Raw genomic sequence first — 19651 nt, forward strand, 5'->3', positions numbered from 1 at the left:
AATGAAAGACCCAAGGAAAAATATTGCCAAAGGAGCCTTCCTCTTGACCCTAGCCGGTATCATTGCCAAGATTTTGAGTGCGGTCTACCGGGTACCCTTCCAAAATATTGTGGGCGATGAGGGCTTCTATGTTTACCAGCAAGTCTATCCCATCTATGGGATAGGCATGACCTTTAGCCTGTCCGGTTTGCCTAATTTTATTGGCCGGCAGATTGCCTTCCAAGCCAAGCTGAGTCAGCGGCGTCTCTTTGTCCAACGTTACAGTCTGATGATGCTGGTTTTTGCTGGCCTATGTTTTATCCTGACTTATTTTGGAGCTGGAATCTTGGCCCAGGCCATGGGGGACTCCCTCTTGACACCGGTCATCCGCTCGGTTAGTTTTATGTTCCTCTTTATGCCGGTGCTGATGATCTTGCGGGGAAGTTTCCAAGCCTACCAAGTGATGCTGCCTGTCGCTCTCTCCCAGATCATTGAACAAGTAGTCCGGGTAGGGGTGATCCTCTTAGCCGCCTTCCATTTTGTCAACCTGAGTGCTGGAGGAAGAAATTATTACCAAATGGGAGCCCAGGCCATGCAGGGGGCTTGGCTTGCGGCCCTGGCTGCTAGCCTTGTCCTAGTTTGGGCCTTGGCTCAGAGCCGGAGCTTGCGGCGTTTTATTACTTGGCCCAAGCCCCAGCAGCAGGCGGAAAAGACGCCCTACCATCTGCGCTGGTCATATCTTATTAAGGAATTTCTCAGCGAAGGCCTGCTCTTGTGCTGCTTCGCTTCGCTCTTGGTCTTCTTCCAATTGGTGGATTCATTCACCCTCTATGAGGCCCTAATAGGGAGCGGTTGGTCAGATTTAAGCGCCAAGTTGGCTAAGGGGGTCTATGATCGAGGCCAGCCCCTCGTTCAACTGGGCATGGTCCTTGCTATTGCTTTCTCCAGTTCCTATTTACCGGCCCTGACCCGATCCTATATCCGTCGGCAAGAATCTGCCTTTATCCAGAATAGCCGTCTCTACCTCCGCCTGACCACTTTCGTTAGTCTTTTAGTGACGGCGGGCTTGGTGAGCATCATGCCCCAGCTTAACCACCTGCTCTTTAGCGATCGGGAAGGGTCTCTGGTTCTGGCCCAATATGTCCTGATGATTATCTTTGCCAGCCTGGTGACGGGTTTAGCCAATATCTACCAGGCCCAGGGGAGGAGCCTCTATGTTGCCTTTAGCTTTATCCTAGGTATTACGCTCAAGATGGTGGTCAACTCCCTCCTAGTAAGTTGGGCGGGCAGTCAAGGAGCCGTCTGGGCGAGCTTACTAGCCCTAGCTGCCATGCTGACCTTGCTCTATAGCCTCTTAAAGGCCAAGATTCGGTGCAAGCTAGGACTTGCTGATTTGCTGTTAAGGACCCTGCCTCTCTGCTTGCTCATGCTTAGCATCAATTATTTCGCCCTGACCAGCTTTGAAGCGGTCTTCGGGGCTAGCCGTTTCTTGGATAGCCTAGCTGTCTTTCTGGGTATGGGGCTGGGCCTTCTTCTAACAGCGGTCTACATGCACCAAGTGGCTGTTCTCAGTGAAGAGGAGCTTTTAAGCTTGCCTCTAGGTCGGGCTCTGTTAAAATGGATAAAAGTAAGAAAAACACAGTAAAGGAGTGCTCTTATGCGTTTAGACAAGTTTCTCAAAGTCTCCCGGGTGATTAAACGGCGGACGGTTGCTAAGGACATTGCCGACAAGGGGCGGATCCAAGTGAATGGGAATCCAGCTAAGTCGGGGACCAAACTCAAGATTGGGGATGAACTTACCATCGAGTTTGGTAATAAGACGCTGAAAATCCGTGTCGACGACCTCAAAGAATCAACCCGCAAAGCAGATGCGACCTCCATGTATACGATTCTGGAAGAAGACTTCAAGTCGCGCGACCTACCCGAATTTTATTAAAAAATAATAAAAATGGCGCTATACTTTCTGGCTTAAGATAGGTATACTGTATTAATAAGCTATCAGATGGAAGTTGTGCTATAATAGATGCTGATAGATAAGAGCTGGGAATTTAGGCGGCTTTTAATCCTAGGTGATGAAGGTAGGTGTCAGTGTGCGGCCTAAGAAACGAAATAAAAAAGTAACCCCCCTCTATGCAAAAAGCTCCTCAAAGAAACGTCCCCATCATTCTAAACAGTCTGCCCGCCAGTGGTTAGTGCGGGGGCTCTTAGTGATTATGGGAGTGATTTGCTTGACGAGTCTCTTCCAGATCCGGCGCACCCAGCAAGCGACTGCTTCGGTTAAGGAAGAAATGAAGGCAGCGGAGGCTGCCTTGCTCAGTGAGGAAAATAATCTGGCTTACTTGAAGGACCAGGAGACCCTGCTTGAGAATGAAGACTATGTGGCTAAGCTAGCCCGCAGCCGCTTCTACTTAAGCAAGGACGATGAGATTATCTTTAGCCTGCCTGAAGATAATGATTCCAAGCAAGCTAAAGCCTTCAATAAAGCCTATCTTAAGGAACAAGAGAATGCACAAAATCAAAAACAATAAGTAAGAGCTGAAGGGAGAAAGAAATTAGTTCATGGCAATTGAAATCGGAAGCAAACTTACTGGCAAGGTCACAGGCATTACAAATTTTGGTGCCTTTGTTGACCTTGGAGACGGTAAGAGCGGATTAGTACATATTTCTGAAATTTCAAATGAATATGTCAAAAATATTAATGACTTTTTAAGTGTAGGGGATGAGGTGAAAGTCCTCGTTACCAATATTGATCAATCAGGTAAGATTGCCTTGTCAATGCGGAAGGCGGAAGATTCTGCCCCAGCAAAAGCTCCTAAGGCAGCGCGTGACAACAAGCCACGCCGGTCCAAACCCGCCCCTAATTTTAAGCGGCAACAAAGTTCGCGGAGTTCGGATTTCGATACCATGATGAGTAATTTCTTGAAAGACAGTGATGACCGCTTAGCATCACTGAAGAAGAATACAGAAGGCAAGCGCGGTGGCCGTGGGGGTCGTCGCAGCTAGCAAGTGATGGAGAAGAGGCCTAGGAAGTAATTTCAAGCCTCTTTTTTCGTCTTTAAAGCAGGAGGTTGTGATGTTATTTAAAGAATTGGTTGAGCGAGTGGAAGCGTTTTTTAGACGGGAGGCGGCGGAAGTCTTTGAAGAGGGCGCGCCCTTATTGCTGGCTGTTTCTTATGGGGTGGACTCCATGGTTTTGCTGCGGGTGGTTGAGTATTTAGGAGAAATAAGGGGATTGAAATTTGCGGTGGCTCATATTAACCACCGCTTGCGTCCTGAGTCAGATGCTGAGCAGGAAGCGCTAGTGACCTACTGCCAGGACCGGGATATTCCAATCTATGTTCGCATCTGGGCCCATCCAGATTTTGGTCAAGCTTCTTATGAAGAGGCGGCCCGGCACTTTCGCTATGCCAATTTTGGCCAAATTTTGGAGCAAAAGGGCTGGTCCTATTTGCTGACTGCCCACCATATGAATGACCAGGCGGAGACGGTACTCATGCGGCTCATCCAAGGCAGTCAGCTCCAAGCCCTAGCAGGAATGCGGCCAGTCAGCGTGCTATATAGCTATCCTAAGGCTCAAGTCCTCCGCCCCTTCTTGGATGTTCCTAAGGCAGATCTCTATGCCATCGCCCAGGAAGAGGGGATTCCTTATGCGGAAGACGCGTCTAACCAAGAGCGAGCGGCTCTGAGAAACCGCCTGCGCTTAGACTATTTGCCCGCCTTAGAGGAGCTCAATCCTAATGTCCAGGACCAGCTAGCTACTTTTGCTAAGGACCTGGGAGCGGGTTGGCAATTGATGGAAGAGGCCCTAGAAGCGAAGACAAGGGGCCTCATGACAGGGGCAGAGGACCACTGGCAGTTAGCTATCGACCAGCTTGAGCGCTTGCCTAGGAACCAGCGTCTTTTGGCCTTGCAGTACGCTTTTCAAGGAAGTCGGGTGGAAGCCTTGGCTACTTTCCCGCGCCAGGGCCTAGAGAAGTTGCTGGACTTTTTATTAGAAGGCAAGGCTCAGGGTCTGTGGAGCTTACCTGCTGGCTACCAATTAGCTAAGGTCTACCGGCGAGCTTACATCTACCCTGCTGGCCAAGAAAAGCCCAGTCCTAGTCCCAGCCTGACTTATCCGCTAAAGATCGGCCAGTCTTTAACTTTGGAAGATGGAAGTCAAATCAGTCTAAAAGTACAAAATTACGGCTACGGCTTCCTCCCTCGATCAGCTAGCCCTGACTCGCTCCAAGTGCGCCACCGTCAGGCTGGAGATTATCTGCTTTTGAGCCAAGGCCAGCATAAGAAAATTCGGCGCTGGTTTATTGATCAAAAACTTCCTCAAGCGGACCGCGACCGGGCCTGGCTGGTCGCTTTAGTCGACCAACATATCCTAGCCATCTTCTTAGATGGCAACTTTCTCTACCTGGAACGGCACGAGAACAGCCCCTTCCATTTGTTTCTTGAAAAATAAGCATTAAATTTTATATAATTAAGCGGCAATTGGTTTTAAATTATTAAAGTTATGATAGAATGAAGGAGTTCAGAATATTTGCTGATTCTGTAATTATTTTGTTAGAATAGAAAGCGTGTGGAGGATTATTAAAGCTATGACACATCCTAATGATGATATCCAAGAAGTGCTGCTGTCTCAGGAAGAAATTGCCGAGACAGTTGATCGCTTAGGGCAAGAACTAACTGAGGACTACCGGGGCAAGAATCCCCTTGTAATTGGTATCCTCAAGGGTTCTGTCGTATTTATGACGGACCTGGTACGCCGTATGGACTGTCCTTTAGAGATGGACTTTATGTCTGTTTCCAGCTACGGCTCAGGGACGGAATCCTCCGGTCAGGTTAAGATACTCAAAGACCTAGACCAAAGCGTTGAAGGGCGTCACATTTTAATTGTCGAAGATATTATCGATACAGGACGCACCCTCAAGAAGGTCTGTGAACTGATGGCCCACCGCAAGGCAGCCTCCGTTAAGGTCTGCGCCTTGCTGAACAAGCCTGAGCGCCGGGTGGTGGACATGACTTGCGACTATACTGGCCGTGATGTTCCAGATGAATTCGTAGTCGGCTATGGCCTCGACTATAATGAGACGTACCGCGCCTTACCCTATATAGGTATCCTTAAGGCTGAGGTTTACAGTTAATCAGCATAACTATCAGATCAAAATTAAGCAGATAGGAGAAACTACATGCAGAGAAAAGGACCAAATAAGAGTTTTCTGACAAGTGGTCTTCTTTGGATTATTATCTTCTTCGCCCTAATTGGCTTGGTCAATTATATTGCAGGTGGTGGAGATGATGGATCAACCGAAGAAATCACGCAAACGGAATTTATGCAGGAATTATCGGATGAAAATCTGCAAAATATCGCCATTCAACCGCAAGCTGGAGCCTATCAGATAACTGGGGACTATCGGGCCTCGCGGGACAAGCAAGAGAGCCAGAGTGAAAACAACCTGCCTATTTTTAATAATGCTAAAACAGGCCAGGCTAAAAAGTTCTTCACGCGTGTCCTCCCCAACAATGACACCCTAGCTAAGATTAGCCAGACAGCTGAAGAGACCGATACCTCGCTCAAGGCCCTCAAGGAAGATAGCTCCGGGGTCTGGGTTAACCTCCTCTTCAGCGCCCTGCCATTAGTTATCTTTATTGGCTTTATGTACTTTATGACCCAGCGTGCCCAAGGCGGTGGCCGGGGTAACCCTATGTCTATGGGCAAGTCCAACGCCAAGGACCAATCCCAACAGTCTAAGGTACGCTTTGCCGATGTAGCTGGAGCCGATGAGGAAAAGCAAGAACTTGTTGAAGTGGTTGAATTCCTCAAGGACCCTCGCAAGTACCACCAATTAGGGGCACGGATTCCAAAAGGCGTCCTCCTCGAAGGCCCTCCAGGAACTGGGAAGACCTTGCTGGCTAAGGCAGTCGCCGGAGAAGCCCAGGTGCCTTTCTACTCGATTTCAGGGTCTGAATTCGTTGAGATGTTTGTTGGGGTCGGTGCCAGCCGGGTCCGCGACCTCTTCGATACCGCCAAGAAGAATTCACCGGCTATTATCTTCATCGATGAAATTGATGCGGTCGGGCGCAAGCGGGGTTCCGGTATGGGCGGCGGCCACGATGAACGGGAACAAACCCTCAACCAATTGCTGGTTGAATTAGATGGTTTTACTGAGCAAGATAATGTGATCGTCATTGCGGCAACCAACCGTTCCGATGTACTCGACCCAGCCTTGCTGCGTCCAGGTCGTTTTGACCGTCAAATCTTAGTTGGTCGCCCTGACGTCAAAGGCCGGGAAGCCATCCTCAAGGTCCATGCCCGCAATAAGAAGTTAGGGCCTGATGTGGATCTTAAGGTTTTAGCTCGTCAGACGCCAGGCTTTACTGGGGCAGAACTTGAGAATGTCCTGAATGAAGCGGCACTCTTAGCAGCCCGCTTGGACAAGGCAGCCATTGATATGGTGGATGTGGATGAAGCTCAAGACCGGGTGATTGCTGGGCCAGCTAAGCCAGACCGTCAAGTGAACGAGAAAGAAAGACGGGTGACGGCCTTCCACGAAGCGGGCCACACCGTCTGCGGTCTGGTCCTCAATGAAGCCCGAATTGTCCATAAGGTGACCATCGTTCCCCGGGGCAAGGCTGGCGGTTATGCTATTATGCTGCCACGCGAAGATCAGAACATGTACAATGCTAAGGATCTGCGCGAACAGATTGTTGGTTTACTCGGGGGTCGGGCAGCTGAAGAAGTCTTCTTCAATACCCAAACCTCTGGGGCTTCCAACGACTTTGAACAAGCCACCTCACTAGGACGCAGTATGATCACCGAATATGGGATGAGCCAAAGCTTGGGCCCTATCTCTTATGAAGGGAACCACAGCATGCGTGGGGCCCAAAGTTATGGTGAGAAGACCTATTCTGCTCAAACGGCAGCCAAGATTGACCAAGAGCTCCTCCAATTGATGGAAGACTGCTTGACTGAGGCTAAACAAATTCTCAGCGACCACCGTGAACAAGTGACGATTATCGCTGAAAAACTCTTGGAACTTGAAACCTTGGATGCCCGCACCATCAAGAGTCTCTTTGAAACGGGTGAAATGCCGGCTGAAACTGTAACAGAAGTCGAAGAAGAAGCCCGCCCTAAGACTTATGATGAAGTCAAAGAGAAGATGCAGCGTGAAGGTCAGAAGAAACAGGAAGAATCTAAAGAACAGTTAGAAGAACGCCAAGGTCTAGACGCTTCTGAATCTGATTCAGAAGACCAAGAACTTGGTCGGCGAAATGAACATATACAAGAAGAAATTGCTCAACGCCGGCAGGACGAAAAGGATGAGGACTAAGGCTCATCACTGGCTTGAAGATTAAGCAGGGAGCGCTTCGGCACCCTGCTTTTCTGCTTTTTAATTTACTTATATATTTGAATAGTATTAGGGAGCATTCGTTCCGCTTTTGAATTTGGTCCTTAAAAAGTCACGGCACCGGTTCGGGCCAAGGTCCCTCACCTAGCGAGCTTCAAAGGGCTAGTACGGCTAGCGCCTACTATCCCTAATTCACATCGCTTGCTTAGTCGTGACTAAGGACCAACTTCAACGCTCCACTCCTGCTCAAAACAAGCTGATATATGATTAATTCTTTAATTAATAACTAGTCTTCAACATTAATAAGTAGAGAATGTTTAATCGCAAAACTCAGCCGAGGATAGGGGCTTGGGATAGTTTTTGAAGCAAATTATTTGGCAAGGCCAAGAAAACAACGTAATCTGTAAGAAAAGATAAAAAAGGACGTGAAGAAGTGACAGATCAATTAGTTAAAGCCACAGCCTTCGACGGGCAGATCCGTGTACGTGCAGTAGATGCTAGTCAGGTGGTTGCTAGCGCTCAAGAAAAACACGATTCTTGGAGCGCTTCTAGTGCAGCTCTGGGACGAACCCTTGCAGGAACCCTTCTCCTAGCTGCGGATATTAAAGACGATGCCAAGATGACGGTACAAATCGCTGGGAATGGACCAGCGGGTAAGATTGTTGTGTCTGCAGATGGCCAAGGCCATGTTAAGGGTTATATTGACCAGCCCCATGTCAGCCTGGATTCCAATGCCCAAGGCAAGATTGATGTCCGCGGGGCCGTTGGAACAGAAGGGACTTTCTCAGTTATCAAGGACCTCGGTTTGAAGGAGCCCTTCCAGGGTCAAGTGCCCCTGGTATCAGGTGAGATTGCAGAAGACTTCACCTATTATTTAACCGTTTCTGAACAGGTGCCTTCTGCTGTTGGACTGGGCGTTCTTGTGAACCCAGATGAGTCGATTGCTTGTGCGGGTGGTTGGGTGATCCAAGTCTTGCCAGGTTGCTCCGAAGAAGTTATCGATCAGCTTGAGGCAAGTATCGCTGACATGCCCCAAGTGACAGACTTGCTCAGCCAGGGCTTGACGCCAGAAGAGATGATTTATCGCTTGCTAGGTCAAGACCAGGTCAAGATCTTGAGTCAGGAAGAAGTCAGCTTTAAGTGTGACTGTTCCAAGGAACGTTTCGCACAAGGCCTAGCTGCTATCGGAAGTCAAGAATTAGAAACGATTATTGAAGAAGATGGCGGGGCAGAAACTGTCTGCCATTTCTGCAATAAGACCTATCAATTTACAGCAGAGGAATTGAGAGAGATTGCGGCACAGGCAAGTGCCTAGAAGTGGAGGAAAGCATGCCAGCTGTAGAGAGCGATTTAAGTCAACTGATTACAGGGACTCCCCTGGTGAAATTGCAACGGTCAACCCCCTACCGTGCAGCGGATGTCTATGTCAAACTCGAAAACCGTAATTTGACAGGTAGTGGGCGCGACCGGGCAGCCTTAAACATGCTGGAGTTTAAGGAGGCAGAAGGCGCCTTTGCTGAGAAGCGAGCCTTTGTAGGGATCGACGACGGTTATTTCGGCCTCAGCCTGGCTAGCCTAGCTGCCATCCGGGGCTTCGATGCGGTCATCTTTCGCAGCCAGGCTTGGCAGCCAGCAGTGACGGAAAAAATCCAAGACTTAGGTGCCCACTTAGAAATGCTGGATGACCAGCTGACTTTTACGGAACAGATCGAGGCAGCTAGGACCTATGCCCTGGCCCATGACCTGCCCTTCCTAGATCCCTTCTCTGACCTAGCAAATCCAAGCATCCATGCAGTAACGACAGGCCCTGAGATTATTGAATCCCTGGGCCGGGTGCCGGATGCCTTTGTGGCGGGAGTTGGAACAGGTGGCACCCTGACTGGAGTCGCCCAGGCTCTCCGTGAACAGAAGGAAGAGGTCGGCATCTACGCCGTGGAGCCCGCCCAAGCTGCTGTCCTTTCAGGAGAAAGTGCCGGACACCACTACTTATCAGGCATCGGCTACGGTTTCATCCCAACCAGCCTGGACCGGGCTTGCTTCGACCAGGCTATTGTAGTGGATGAGACGAAGGCTTTACATTGCCAGCGTGCTTTAGCCATTAACGAGGGTCTGATCGTAGACTCTGGGAGTGGGGCCGCCGTTGCCGGAGCAATCGCCCTGGCTGAGCGTTTAGGCCAGGACCGGCAAGTGGTGGTTAGCGTGACTGCTAGCTATGACGCCCTATAAAAATAAAAACAAGTAGAAGCTGGGGCATCCCGGCTTCTTTGTACGAAAGAACGAATCAAGGAAAAAGGTGACTGAATGATAAAAATAGGAAATATTGATATTGCCAATCCTATCGCCGTTGCTCCCATGGCTGGCATCTCCAATGCGGCTTTCCGGGTAATGGTCAAGGAGATGGGCGCGGGGCTGGTAGTCTGCGAGATGATCTCCGACCAAGGGATCCACTACCGCAATAAGAAGACCCTGTCCATGCTCCATATTGAAGAGAGCGAATGGCCGCTCTCTGTTCAGATCTTCGGTGGGTCTGAAGAGTCTCTGGCTGAGGCCGCCCGCTTCGTCCAAGATAATACCAAGGCAGCGATCATCGACATCAACATGGGTTGCCCCGTCAATAAGGTTGTGAAGACCGATGCAGGCGCCCGCTGCCTCTTGGATCCAGAAGAAGTCCATGGCCGGGTTAAAGCAGTCGTGGATGCAGTGGACCTGCCTGTTTCAGTCAAGATGCGGACGGGCTGGGACGCTGACCATATCCTAGCCAAGGAGAATGCCCGAGCCGCCCAGGAAGCAGGCGTCTCTATGATTGCCATGCACGGACGGACCCGCGAGCAGATGTACCGCGGCCATGCTGACTGGGATATCATTGCTGAAGTGGCCCAGGAATTGACCGTACCCTTCTACGGCAATGGCGATATCCGGACCCCTGAAGAAGCCAAGGCGGCCCTAGATAATTATGGCGTCGATGGCGTCATGGTCGGTCGGGCCTGCCTGGGCGATCCTTTCATCATCCAACGCATGGTCCACTACCTAGAGACCGGCGAACTCCTGCCAGAGAAGAAGGGATCTGAACGGATCGATGAAGCCCTGGACCACTTGCGACGCCTAGTTGACCTCAAGGGAGAAGTCATCGGTGTCAAAGAATTCCGTGGTCTGGTGAGCTACTATCTCAAAGGGATTTCCCGGGCCTCCAAGGTGAAACTGGCCTGTACCCAAGCGGATACTTACGATGAAGTTGTGGGTCTGCTCAGCCAGTTCCAAGAACAAGTCTTAGAACGCGAAGCAAAAGAAGGGCGTTAGGTCCAAATAGACCTTGCAATTTCGACTAGAAATTGGCAAGATAGTAGGAGATAATAGAATTAGCGATAAAAGTATGGGAGTGAGAAGTTTGACCAAGGAAAATGTCAACCAAACAGCAGAATCAAGCACTGATCAATTGCAGGTTCGCCGTGATAAAGTTGATGAATTAAGAGAGCATGGGATTAACCCCTTTGCTTCAGGCTATCAACGGGAAAACACAGCGGGTGAATTGCACGACGGCTATGAGAGCTTCGACAAGGAAGAACTTGCTGAGAAAGATTTAGATGTGGCCATTGCCGGGCGTTTGATGACCAAGCGCGGTAAAGGGAAAGTTGGCTTCGGCCATGTCCAAGACATGAGCGGCCAAATCCAAATCTATGTCCGTAAAGACGAAATTGGTGAAGAAGCCTACAATACGATTTGGAAGAAATCTGACCTGGGGGATATCCTAGGCATCCGCGGAAAATTGATGCGGACCAATACTGGGGAATTATCCGTCCAAGCCAAGGAATTGATCCACCTGACCAAGGCCCTCCGTCCCCTACCGGACAAGTACCATGGCTTACAAGACAAGGAACAGATCTACCGTCAACGCCACCTGGATTTAATTACCAATTCTGAAAGCATGGACCGCTTTGTCAAACGGTCTAAGATTGTGCGTGAAGTTCGCCGCTTCCTAGATGACCAAGGCTACCTGGAAGTAGAAACACCAACCCTCCATAACTTAGCCGGGGGAGCGAGTGCACGTCCTTTCATCACTCACCACAATGCCTTAGATATTGACCTCTACCTCCGTATTGCGTTAGAACTTCACCTCAAACGCTTGGTCGTAGGGGGCTTTGAGAAGGTCTATGAAGTGGGCCGGGTCTTCCGAAATGAAGGGATCGACCATACTCACAACCCAGAATTTACCCTCTTGGAAGTCTATACCGCCTTCAGCGACATGGCTGGCGTGATGGACTTAGTCGAAGGTCTCTACCAACACGTAGCTCAAGAAGTTCTGGGGACCACCAAGGTAACTTATGGCGACCACGAATTAGAATTCGGGGGTAAATGGGCCCGCATCCACATGGTAGATGCTATTAAGGAAGCTTGCGGGGTGGACTTCTGGCAAGAAATGTCCGACCAAGAAGCCCGCGACCTGGCCAAAGAGCATGGGGTTCCCGTGGAAGATAATCACACGGTGGGCCACGTCATCAATGAATTCTTCGAACACTTTGTTGAAGATAGCTTGATCCAACCAACCTTTGTCTACGGCCATCCTAAGGCCATCTCCCCATTGGCTCGGACCAATGAAGAAGATCCGCGCTTCACCGACCGCTTCGAAGCCTTCATTGCAGGCGCTGAAGCTGGGAATGCCTTTACCGAGTTAACCGATCCCATCGACCAACGCGAACGCTTCGCGGCCCAAGCGGCTGAGAAGGAAGCGGGCAACGATGAAGCCCATCCTTATGATGAAGACTTTATCGAAGCTCTAGAAAGCGGGATGCCACCAACAGGGGGACTGGGTATCGGGATCGACCGGATGGTAATGATCATGACCAATGCCTCATCCATCCGCGACGTCTTGCTCTTCCCAACCATGCGGAATAAATAATTGATAGTAAAGAAAAAGACCAGCACGCCTTTTGCGTGGCTGGTCTTTTTTTGCTTGGGAAGATGGTGTGTGGAGAGCAGGTCTTTCAAAGCTGTTTCACTGTTTTTCAAAAGAAAAGTGAATGAAAAACTTATCATAGACAAATTAAAATGCATTATATATAATATGACTATAATAGAGTAAGGAGGTTATTATATCTTTATATTATGCCAACAACTAGTTACCTTCTTTGCTATTTTGGTCATTAGTCAAAATAAACTAAGTGTCCAACGATCAATTTATGGTCTCGCAGTTATTATTGCAGCAATTTTTTTATATCATATCGGCTCCATATACACCGTGTTTATCCTAATGTTTATTTGGGCGACTGTTGGCTATTTAGCTGGAGATAGTTGGCCAAAAAGTATTTTTTCGGTCACATATGCCTTTATACTTCTTGGCCTAAGTGAATACATGACTAACTTGTATTTCATTAAGGACCCCTACCTTAGTCAAACAATACAAAATCATCTAATTGTTTTTTCAATAGTCTATCTAATCTTAATTGGCCTTTTTCACTGCCTTCTTATTCGAATTAAGAAAAGAAAGCAAAAAAAAATAGTACTCTATTTAGGAATTTTTATCTTAATTACGGGTTATAGTTCTATGCTTATGGGAGTATCTTTAGACAATTCTTCTTTCTTGAGTCAATCCCATTTACTCTTGTTAATGATTTACGGATTAATAAGCATTTCCTTTCTATTTGTTTATTCAAATTGTGGACAAAATAACCATGAATTAAATCAAAAAGAAAAGGAGATCGATCACTTAAAAAAATATACTCTCCAGCTAGAACAAGACTATACAAATTTGAATTCTTTTAAGCATGATTATGCAAATATTTTGGCTTCTTTAGAGGGGTATATTCATGGTGATAACTCTCAAGAGCTCAAAGAATTCTTCTTTAATGAATTAAGAACGGTATCGACCCCTCATTTACCATATGACTCTGATTTGACTCCGCTTAGATATCTTAAAGTTCCCGCAATAAAGGGACTTTTGGTGAATAAATTAGTTCGCCTTCATGAGAGGAGGATCTCTTTTAATCTGGAGATAAAAGCAGAAATTTCGCAACTACATATGGAAACGATTGATTTTATTCGATTATTAGGTAATTTATTAGATAACGCTATTGAAGAATTAGAAAGACTAGAGGATGGCATATTAACAATCGTTATCTTCGAGCTAGATTCTTCGCTCCATGTGATTGTTAAAAATCCTTGCCAAAAGACCATTCCTCACCTCTCGCAATTAAAAGAAAAAGGATTTTCTACAAAGGCTAAACATCAAGGCTTTGGTTTATTTAATATAGAAAAAATTGTTCAACGCTATTCTAATGTCAATTTACAGACTGAAATAATTGATTATCATTTTGTCCAACATTTGATCATAAGAAAGGAGTTTAACAGTGATTAGTATTTTTATTTGTGAAGATAATAAACAGGAGCTAGAAAATATTAAGACTTGTATTGAAAATTATGTAATGATCAATGCTTTGGATATGAAGGTCGAACTTGCTACGGATGACCCGGTTAGCTTACTAAACCATGTCAAAAGACAATCAAGAGGAAATAATCTCTATTTCTTAGATATTGATCTGGGCAATGATACGATAGGGGGTATCCAACTTGCTGCAAGTATACGTTCATTTGATGTGCTTAGTCCCATTGTTTTTGTAACAAGTCATGATGAATTAGTCTTAACTACCTTTAAACATGCTGTGGAAGCGCTTGGCTATATCATAAAGGATGGCCCAGATTCTTGTGCTGGTCAAATTAGGCAAATACTTGATTTAGTTAATAAGCGGTATCTAACTAATCCTAATAATTATCGCGTCTTTACCGTTCGCTGTGAAGATAGTGTCCGTATATTTAACGTCAATGATATTATTTATTTTCAAACGTCTGATACTCACCGTGTCATTATGACCCATAATAAAGGGCAAATTGAATTTAGAATGTCTATGAAGGAAGTTGAAAAGGCTGATCCTGATTTTATAAGGTGTCATGAGTCCTTTATAGTTAATAGAAGCCATATATCAGAGATCAGTAAATCAAAGCGACTTCTAAAATTGTCAAATGGGTCAATATGTGAGATGTCTTTTAGGCGTATGAAACAGGTGCTGGATGCTATAAATTAGCAAAGTCTGACTATTTAAATGAAATATTTTCATGAGCTATTCGATTAACGAAGTATTGGTCGTTATTTGAATAGTTTTTGTTTTAATAAATACTACTTGCGTTAATAGATTTTTACAGTTTTTACGTATATCTAAACATCTACGCCAATAAAATCATTATGAAATATTTCACTTTATAATATATGTAAAAGGTTCAATCTATTGATATAGAGGTAAAGTAAGGAAATTATTCTAGAAGGGACAGTTATGACATCAAAACAAGACAATATTATAAGTGTTAAAAACCTATCCAAACGCTTTAAGGATACGGTGGCTCTTGACCAGATTAGTTTTTCTATCAAGAAAGGCGAAATCTTAGGTTTCCTAGGGCCTTCCGGGTCAGGCAAGACGACAACCATCAATATCCTCACCAAGCAACTTGCGCCAGACCAGGGGGATATCTATATCCTAGGCAAGACTGTCGGCCAGTTAAATTCAAATGATTTCAAGAATATAGGCATTATGAGTGACACCAGCGGCTACTATGAAAAGCTTTCCTTATTGGATAACCTTAGGACTTATGCGGATATCTTAAAGGCTGATTACGACTATGTTGACGCCTTATTAAAAGAACTGGACCTCTATGAAGACCGTGATAAGCCGGCTGAGAAATTATCAACAGGTATGAAAAAGAGGATGCTACTCATCCGCGCCATCCTAAACAAACCTGACTTGCTCTTTCTTGATGAACCCACCAGTGGCTTAGACCCTAGTACTTCAAGGAAAGTCCACCGCTTGCTCGCTCGCTTAAAAGACCAAGGAACCAGCATCTTCTTTACCACCCATGACATGGACGAAGCGGAAAAGTTATGCGACAACTTAGTTTTATTAAACAAGGGGCAGATTGTTGAAGAAGGTGCCCCTGAAGATATTATTCTGGCCCACACCACAGACCGCCAAGTTCGTTTAACTTATGCCGATAAAAGCAGTCAACAATTAGCCTTCGACGACTATGACCCTGATTTGACCAAGCAAGGCGTTGTCGCCGTCCATTCATGTGAACCAACGCTAGAAGACATCTTTATTCAAGTAACAGGAGAATCTTTATATGACTAATACCATTACATCTCTGATTAAACTCAGATCAAAACTTATTCTGAAAACACCCAATACCCTAGTTCTCCTCTTAATGCCCCTCGGCTTTTCTCTGCTTTATAACGGGATGTTAAATAATAATGGAGAAAATGGTAGTGAAATCCTCTTTATTAGCTTGACCTTTACTTTTGGCCTCTCGATCGGAACTCTGATTACTAGCACAATCGGGGAAGAAAAAGAGAAAAACAGTTTGCGTTCCTTACGCTTAATTGGTGTTAAGAGTAGTGAATATATATTAGCTACTATCTTTTATCCTAGTGTAATTAGTCTCTTAGCGATTATCTTATATCCCGTCTTAATTGACGGTTGCAATTTAAGAGAGATGTCGCTTAACTACTTCGTCATCAGCGCCCTCACTGCCCTAGCCTGTATCCTATTCTATTTCTTGATTGCCTGGCTTTCATCCACTCAGTCTCAAGGGCAGATCAATAGTATCTTGGCCATGGTCCTGATTACTCTCGTTCCTATGTTCTCCCAAATGAATGAAACTCTACAATCTATCAATGAATATTCCTTCATGGCTGCCTTAACCCAGCTCTTGTCCGAACAAAAGCAAGTCCAAATAGCTGATAGTAGTTCCATTGGCTTAGTCATTTGGATCATCAGCCTCTTTATTGCCAATATTCTCTTTTACCGTAAGAAAGCTTAATATTTATCCCAGCATTGAAAGGAGGTGAGGAGCATGGTTGGAGCCTTTGTTGTTGGAGTAGCAGTTGGAGTAGCCACTTATGTTGTTGCTTCGTAATGGTTGATCTTTTATTTAGAAAGGAGGGAATAGCATGGCTGTAGCATTTGCAGCAGGTTTTGTTGTTGGCTTTGGAGGCGCTGCTCTTCTATTAAATTAGATATAATTACTAAAATAAAAAGAATCTCGTATAGAAATGGCGTTCGATTCCAATTTTCTATACAAGATTCTTTTCTTATTGTAACATAGAATATTAATTCAATCATAACAATCAGCAGCACAAGAGCAATTCTGCTTTTTTGCGTGGTCAAGTTTAATGACATTGTCAAGAAAAGATTACAATTTGTTAACAAATACTTTAATAGCCCTAATCTTCTTTCGAATTCGATATAATAAGTGTACGCAAGAATATTAATAAGAATTAGGAGAGTTAAAGTATGAAGAAAAGATCCTATTTATTTTTAGCGTCACACCTGGCCTTAGCCAGCTTTATTGTGACAGCTCAAAATGTTCAGGCGGAAGAAGTGCCGGCTGAAGAGGAAAGCAACGCCTTAGAAGTAAAGGCGCCTGTAGAAGACAATACTCAAGTAAGTGAAGAAACACCTGAAGTAGAAGTACCTGCCCAAGACCAAGTCAAGGCAACCTACCAAGCGGGGAAGACGGACCAAGGCCCTAAAGTTGTTTATGAGGAACCCGGCCAAGCTTCTGAAAGCACTAAGACTGAAGAAAGCCAGCCTAAGAAAGAAGCAAACAAGGGAGATGCCTATACGACTGAACCCCACAAGGTATCTTATGATGGGACTATCGTTCGTACCCAGCATACTTTAGATACTAAACCCTGGGGCGTCCAAGGCTTCGAAACCATCTTAAATAATCTCAAATCCTATGATGGCCAAGCCGCTAAGGTAGATGCTGAAGCAGCGACCAAACGGGCAGATTGGATCCGGGTTTCCTTTGCTGATGGCCAGGAAGGTTGGACTGACCGCCGTGCCCTCCGCAAGGGTGAGCGTTACACCAGCTCTGTTAAGGAAGTGAATGAAACCATGACCCTGGCTAGCGGCAACCATACCCTGGACAGCCTACCTTGGGGAACTGCGGGCTTTAAGACCTTGAAGACCAACTTGAATGACCGCCAAGGTGAGGTCGTAACGGTCAGCAAACTCGTTTCAACTGAACGGGCAAACTGGGCCTATGTGACCTTCCAGGATAGCCTAGCCGGTTGGGTGGACCGCAATGCCCTATCTAAGAAATTACCTGGGGACAAGTACCTAACGGAACCCGAATCGCTTAAGGCTTACGGCCGGATCACAGGTAAGAGCCACACCATTGACTCCAAGCCATGGGGGATTTATGGTTACCAGACTCTGGTAAGCCGCCAACAATACCCGAACTACCGCAACAAAGCGGTTAAAGTTAACCAAGCTGTCTCAACGACACGCGGGGACTGGCTCCATATTGAAGCGGTCGACGGATCCGTTTCCGGTTGGATTGACCGCAAGGGGATCACTTTCTCTGGCGATGCTTATACTAGTCCAGTCAAGGAAGTCAACTACACTGCCCATATTAAGAACGGCAACCACACATTAGACTCCAAACCATGGGGCGCTCCTGGTTATGAAACCTTACGCAGCCGTGGTCAGATGAAGGCTTACCAAGGTCAAGATGTGAAGGTCACTAAGGAAGTCTCAACTACACGGGCTGACTGGGTCTATGTGAACTTCGCAGATGGTTTAGCCGGTTGGTTCGACAAGGCTGGTATCCAGTCAGGGGCTAACCCAGAGCCTAAGCAAAAAGGCGACCGCTATACCACAGCTGAAAGACAGGTCAACTTTACGGCAACCATCGTCCAAGGTAACCATACCCTCGATTCGAAACCATGGGGGATTGATGGCTTCAAGACTTTAAGGAGTCGCCAACAAATGAAAGGCCACCAAGGCGAGTATGTTAAGGTCACTAAGGAAGTTTCCACCAACCGTGCCAACTGGGCCTACATTACTTTAGCGGATGGGACCAGCGGCTGGTTCGACCGAGCAGGCCTCGTTATCGGTAAAGAAGATGCCTACACCAGTCCGATGAAGGATGTTAACTACACCGCCTATATTAAGAACGGCAACCATACCGTGGACTCGAAGCCATGGGGAATCCCAGGTTACCAAACCATTAAGAGCCGTCAACAGACTAAGGCTTACCAAGGCCAATCTGTTCAAGTAGACAAGGAAGTTTCTACCAACCGTGCCGACTGGGCCCATGTTCGCTTCAACGATGGGACCAAAGGCTGGATTGATGCAGCAGCCTTGACCCGTCAAGCCCCTCAAACCAAGCAAAAGCCAAGCACATCCAAGGGCGTTAAAGTGCGTGATGTGGCCTATGCGGTCCAACACGGGGATACCTTGAATTCGATTGCTCGTGACTTCGGCATTAGTGTGGCAACCCTTCAAAACTATAACAAGCATGTTTCGCCAAGTAACCTCTACTCAGGCCAGCGCATTTGGATTCCAGAAGCTGTGGCTAAGCCAATGGACCTCGCCCGCTCACGTGATGGGCGCAAGGTTATCTACCTGGATGCCGGACACGGTGGTGCCGAAACAGGAGCAGCTGCTTATGGTTACCTAGAGAAGAACCTGAACCTCAACTTCACCAACCAATTAGCAACTGACCTCCGCCAACGCGGCTATGAATTGATTTTGAGCCGGAACGGGGACCAATTCGTCTCATTGACTGGCCGTTCAGCCGATGCTAACCAATCCAATGCCGACCTCTTCCTGTCCATCCACCACAATGCGTCAGCTAATGGGGCTCAAAGTGGGATTGAAACCTTCTATTATGAGTACACAACAGGTTACCCATCCACCATTAATGGCAACTACCACAATGATGCCCAACGCCTAACCAACAGCCGCTACATTGCTGGTTTGGTTCAAGACAACTTGATCAATGCCACAGGGGCCATCAACCGTGGAGTAAAACGAAACACCTTTGCTGTTGTTCGTGAAACCATGGTGCCAGCCATCTTAATCGAACTAGGCTTCATCGATAACTATAATGAACTCCAAAAAGTCGCTACACCTTCCTACCAACAAAAGATGGTCAAAGCCATCGGTAGCGCTGTAGACACCTACTTTAAGAATCTTTATTAAGATAGAGTGCGACAAAAGTCGGGAGGCCTGGCTTTTGGAGCAGGTTTTAATAGAGTGCGACAAAAGTCGTTAGGCCTGGACCACTGGAATAACTATTAGGTCGGGCTATTGGAAGAGATGGCAAGAAATTTTTGATTTGAATAGAGAGACTGGGACATGGTTTCCGGTCTCTTTTTTCAATCATTATGGAAACTCCCCTCAGTTCAGAAGAAAAATTTGCGAAAAAGTTTGACAATGAAATGGCAACGTGGTATTCTATCAAAGGTGCTTTTTGTATACAGATTCCTGTTATTAGTGATACAG

Annotated in this window: 16 protein-coding genes; all 16 read left to right on the plus strand. The window is 46.6% G+C overall.

Annotated elements, in window-relative coordinates; genetic code table 11:
- Nucleotide 1: 1 nt before the first annotated feature.
- The 16 genes from HMPREF2626_RS05380 to HMPREF2626_RS05455 all read left to right on the plus strand — a co-directional run bounded on the left by HMPREF2626_RS05380 (nt 2) and on the right by HMPREF2626_RS05455 (nt 19348).
- Nucleotides 2–1624: a polysaccharide biosynthesis protein gene (locus HMPREF2626_RS05380; RefSeq protein ID WP_070618489.1), complete on the plus strand. Its 1623-nt coding sequence runs from the start codon at nt 2–4 to the stop codon at nt 1622–1624.
- A 12-nt stretch (nt 1625–1636) separates the two neighbouring features.
- Nucleotides 1637–1915 (plus strand): RNA-binding S4 domain-containing protein, encoded by a 279-nt coding sequence (locus tag HMPREF2626_RS05385; RefSeq protein ID WP_070618492.1) that lies wholly within the window; start codon nt 1637–1639, stop codon nt 1913–1915.
- A gap of 136 nt (nt 1916–2051) precedes the next feature.
- Nucleotides 2052–2507, plus strand: coding sequence for an FtsB family cell division protein (locus HMPREF2626_RS05390; protein ID WP_067973118.1), 456 nt, complete (start codon nt 2052–2054; stop codon nt 2505–2507).
- Between the two features lie 31 nt (nt 2508–2538).
- Nucleotides 2539–2982, plus strand: a complete 444-nt coding sequence (locus HMPREF2626_RS05395; RefSeq protein ID WP_067973116.1) for a S1 domain-containing RNA-binding protein — start codon at nt 2539–2541, stop codon at nt 2980–2982.
- Between the two features lie 70 nt (nt 2983–3052).
- Complete coding sequence (gene tilS / locus HMPREF2626_RS05400; RefSeq protein ID WP_070618495.1) at nt 3053–4432, plus strand: tRNA lysidine(34) synthetase TilS; 1380 nt, start codon at nt 3053–3055, stop codon at nt 4430–4432.
- Between the two features lie 136 nt (nt 4433–4568).
- Nucleotides 4569–5114, plus strand: a complete 546-nt coding sequence (gene hpt, locus HMPREF2626_RS05405) for a hypoxanthine phosphoribosyltransferase (RefSeq protein ID WP_070618498.1) — start codon at nt 4569–4571, stop codon at nt 5112–5114.
- Between the two features lie 45 nt (nt 5115–5159).
- Nucleotides 5160–7301, plus strand: coding sequence for an ATP-dependent zinc metalloprotease FtsH (gene ftsH / locus HMPREF2626_RS05410; RefSeq protein ID WP_070618500.1), 2142 nt, complete (start codon nt 5160–5162; stop codon nt 7299–7301).
- A 451-nt stretch (nt 7302–7752) separates the two neighbouring features.
- On the plus strand, nt 7753–8634 hold the full coding sequence (gene hslO, locus HMPREF2626_RS05415) for an Hsp33 family molecular chaperone HslO (protein ID WP_070618502.1): 882 nt from the start codon (nt 7753–7755) through the stop codon (nt 8632–8634).
- 14 nt (nt 8635–8648) lie between these two features.
- Nucleotides 8649–9545 (plus strand): pyridoxal-phosphate dependent enzyme, encoded by an 897-nt coding sequence (locus tag HMPREF2626_RS05420; protein WP_070618504.1) that lies wholly within the window; start codon nt 8649–8651, stop codon nt 9543–9545.
- A 75-nt stretch (nt 9546–9620) separates the two neighbouring features.
- Nucleotides 9621–10616 (plus strand): tRNA dihydrouridine synthase DusB, encoded by a 996-nt coding sequence (dusB, locus tag HMPREF2626_RS05425; protein WP_070618508.1) that lies wholly within the window; start codon nt 9621–9623, stop codon nt 10614–10616.
- Nucleotides 10617–10704: 88 nt separating this feature from the next.
- Nucleotides 10705–12213 carry a lysine--tRNA ligase gene (gene lysS / locus HMPREF2626_RS05430; RefSeq protein ID WP_070618595.1) on the plus strand — a complete coding sequence of 503 codons (1509 nt, stop codon included), beginning with the start codon at nt 10705–10707 and terminating at the stop codon, nt 12211–12213.
- A gap of 645 nt (nt 12214–12858) precedes the next feature.
- Nucleotides 12859–13668 carry a sensor histidine kinase gene (locus tag HMPREF2626_RS05435; RefSeq protein ID WP_168162714.1) on the plus strand — a complete coding sequence of 270 codons (810 nt, stop codon included), beginning with the start codon at nt 12859–12861 and terminating at the stop codon, nt 13666–13668.
- The gene (locus HMPREF2626_RS05440; protein WP_070618515.1) at nt 13661–14392 is read left to right on the plus strand and encodes a LytR/AlgR family response regulator transcription factor; all 732 of its coding nucleotides are present in this window, start codon (nt 13661–13663) and stop codon (nt 14390–14392) included. Before HMPREF2626_RS05435 ends, HMPREF2626_RS05440 begins: the two co-directional genes overlap by 8 nt.
- 246 nt (nt 14393–14638) lie before the next feature.
- On the plus strand, nt 14639–15487 hold the full coding sequence (locus HMPREF2626_RS05445; RefSeq protein WP_070618518.1) for an ABC transporter ATP-binding protein: 849 nt from the start codon (nt 14639–14641) through the stop codon (nt 15485–15487).
- Nucleotides 15480–16175: an ABC transporter permease gene (locus HMPREF2626_RS05450; RefSeq protein WP_070618521.1), complete on the plus strand. Its 696-nt coding sequence runs from the start codon at nt 15480–15482 to the stop codon at nt 16173–16175. Before HMPREF2626_RS05445 ends, HMPREF2626_RS05450 begins: the two co-directional genes overlap by 8 nt.
- A 473-nt stretch (nt 16176–16648) precedes the next feature.
- Nucleotides 16649–19348, plus strand: coding sequence for a GW dipeptide domain-containing protein (locus tag HMPREF2626_RS05455; RefSeq protein WP_070618523.1), 2700 nt, complete (start codon nt 16649–16651; stop codon nt 19346–19348).
- Nucleotides 19349–19651: the final 303 nt, after the last annotated feature.

Origin of the sequence: Aerococcus sp. HMSC062A02 (assembly GCF_001809535.1) — a bacterium.
Lineage (GTDB): Bacteria > Bacillota > Bacilli > Lactobacillales > Aerococcaceae > Aerococcus.

Excerpts from the sequence above, each read along its gene's own strand:
- HMPREF2626_RS05380 (WP_070618489.1), top strand. The coding sequence starts at position 2 with ATGAAAGACCCAAGGAAAAATATTGCCAAAGGAGCCTTCCTCTTGACC.
- HMPREF2626_RS05385 (WP_070618492.1), top strand. The coding sequence starts at position 1,637 with ATGCGTTTAGACAAGTTTCTCAAAGTCTCCCGGGTGATTAAACGGCGG.
- HMPREF2626_RS05390 (WP_067973118.1), top strand. The coding sequence starts at position 2,052 with ATGAAGGTAGGTGTCAGTGTGCGGCCTAAGAAACGAAATAAAAAAGTA.
- HMPREF2626_RS05395 (WP_067973116.1), top strand. The coding sequence starts at position 2,539 with ATGGCAATTGAAATCGGAAGCAAACTTACTGGCAAGGTCACAGGCATT.
- tilS (WP_070618495.1), top strand. The coding sequence starts at position 3,053 with ATGTTATTTAAAGAATTGGTTGAGCGAGTGGAAGCGTTTTTTAGACGG.
- hpt (WP_070618498.1), top strand. The coding sequence starts at position 4,569 with ATGACACATCCTAATGATGATATCCAAGAAGTGCTGCTGTCTCAGGAA.
- ftsH (WP_070618500.1), top strand. The coding sequence starts at position 5,160 with ATGCAGAGAAAAGGACCAAATAAGAGTTTTCTGACAAGTGGTCTTCTT.
- HMPREF2626_RS05420 (WP_070618504.1), top strand. The coding sequence starts at position 8,649 with ATGCCAGCTGTAGAGAGCGATTTAAGTCAACTGATTACAGGGACTCCC.
- dusB (WP_070618508.1), top strand. The coding sequence starts at position 9,621 with ATGATAAAAATAGGAAATATTGATATTGCCAATCCTATCGCCGTTGCT.
- HMPREF2626_RS05435 (WP_168162714.1), top strand. The coding sequence starts at position 12,859 with ATGCTTATGGGAGTATCTTTAGACAATTCTTCTTTCTTGAGTCAATCC.
- HMPREF2626_RS05445 (WP_070618518.1), top strand. The coding sequence starts at position 14,639 with ATGACATCAAAACAAGACAATATTATAAGTGTTAAAAACCTATCCAAA.
- HMPREF2626_RS05450 (WP_070618521.1), top strand. The coding sequence starts at position 15,480 with ATGACTAATACCATTACATCTCTGATTAAACTCAGATCAAAACTTATT.
- HMPREF2626_RS05455 (WP_070618523.1), top strand. The coding sequence starts at position 16,649 with ATGAAGAAAAGATCCTATTTATTTTTAGCGTCACACCTGGCCTTAGCC.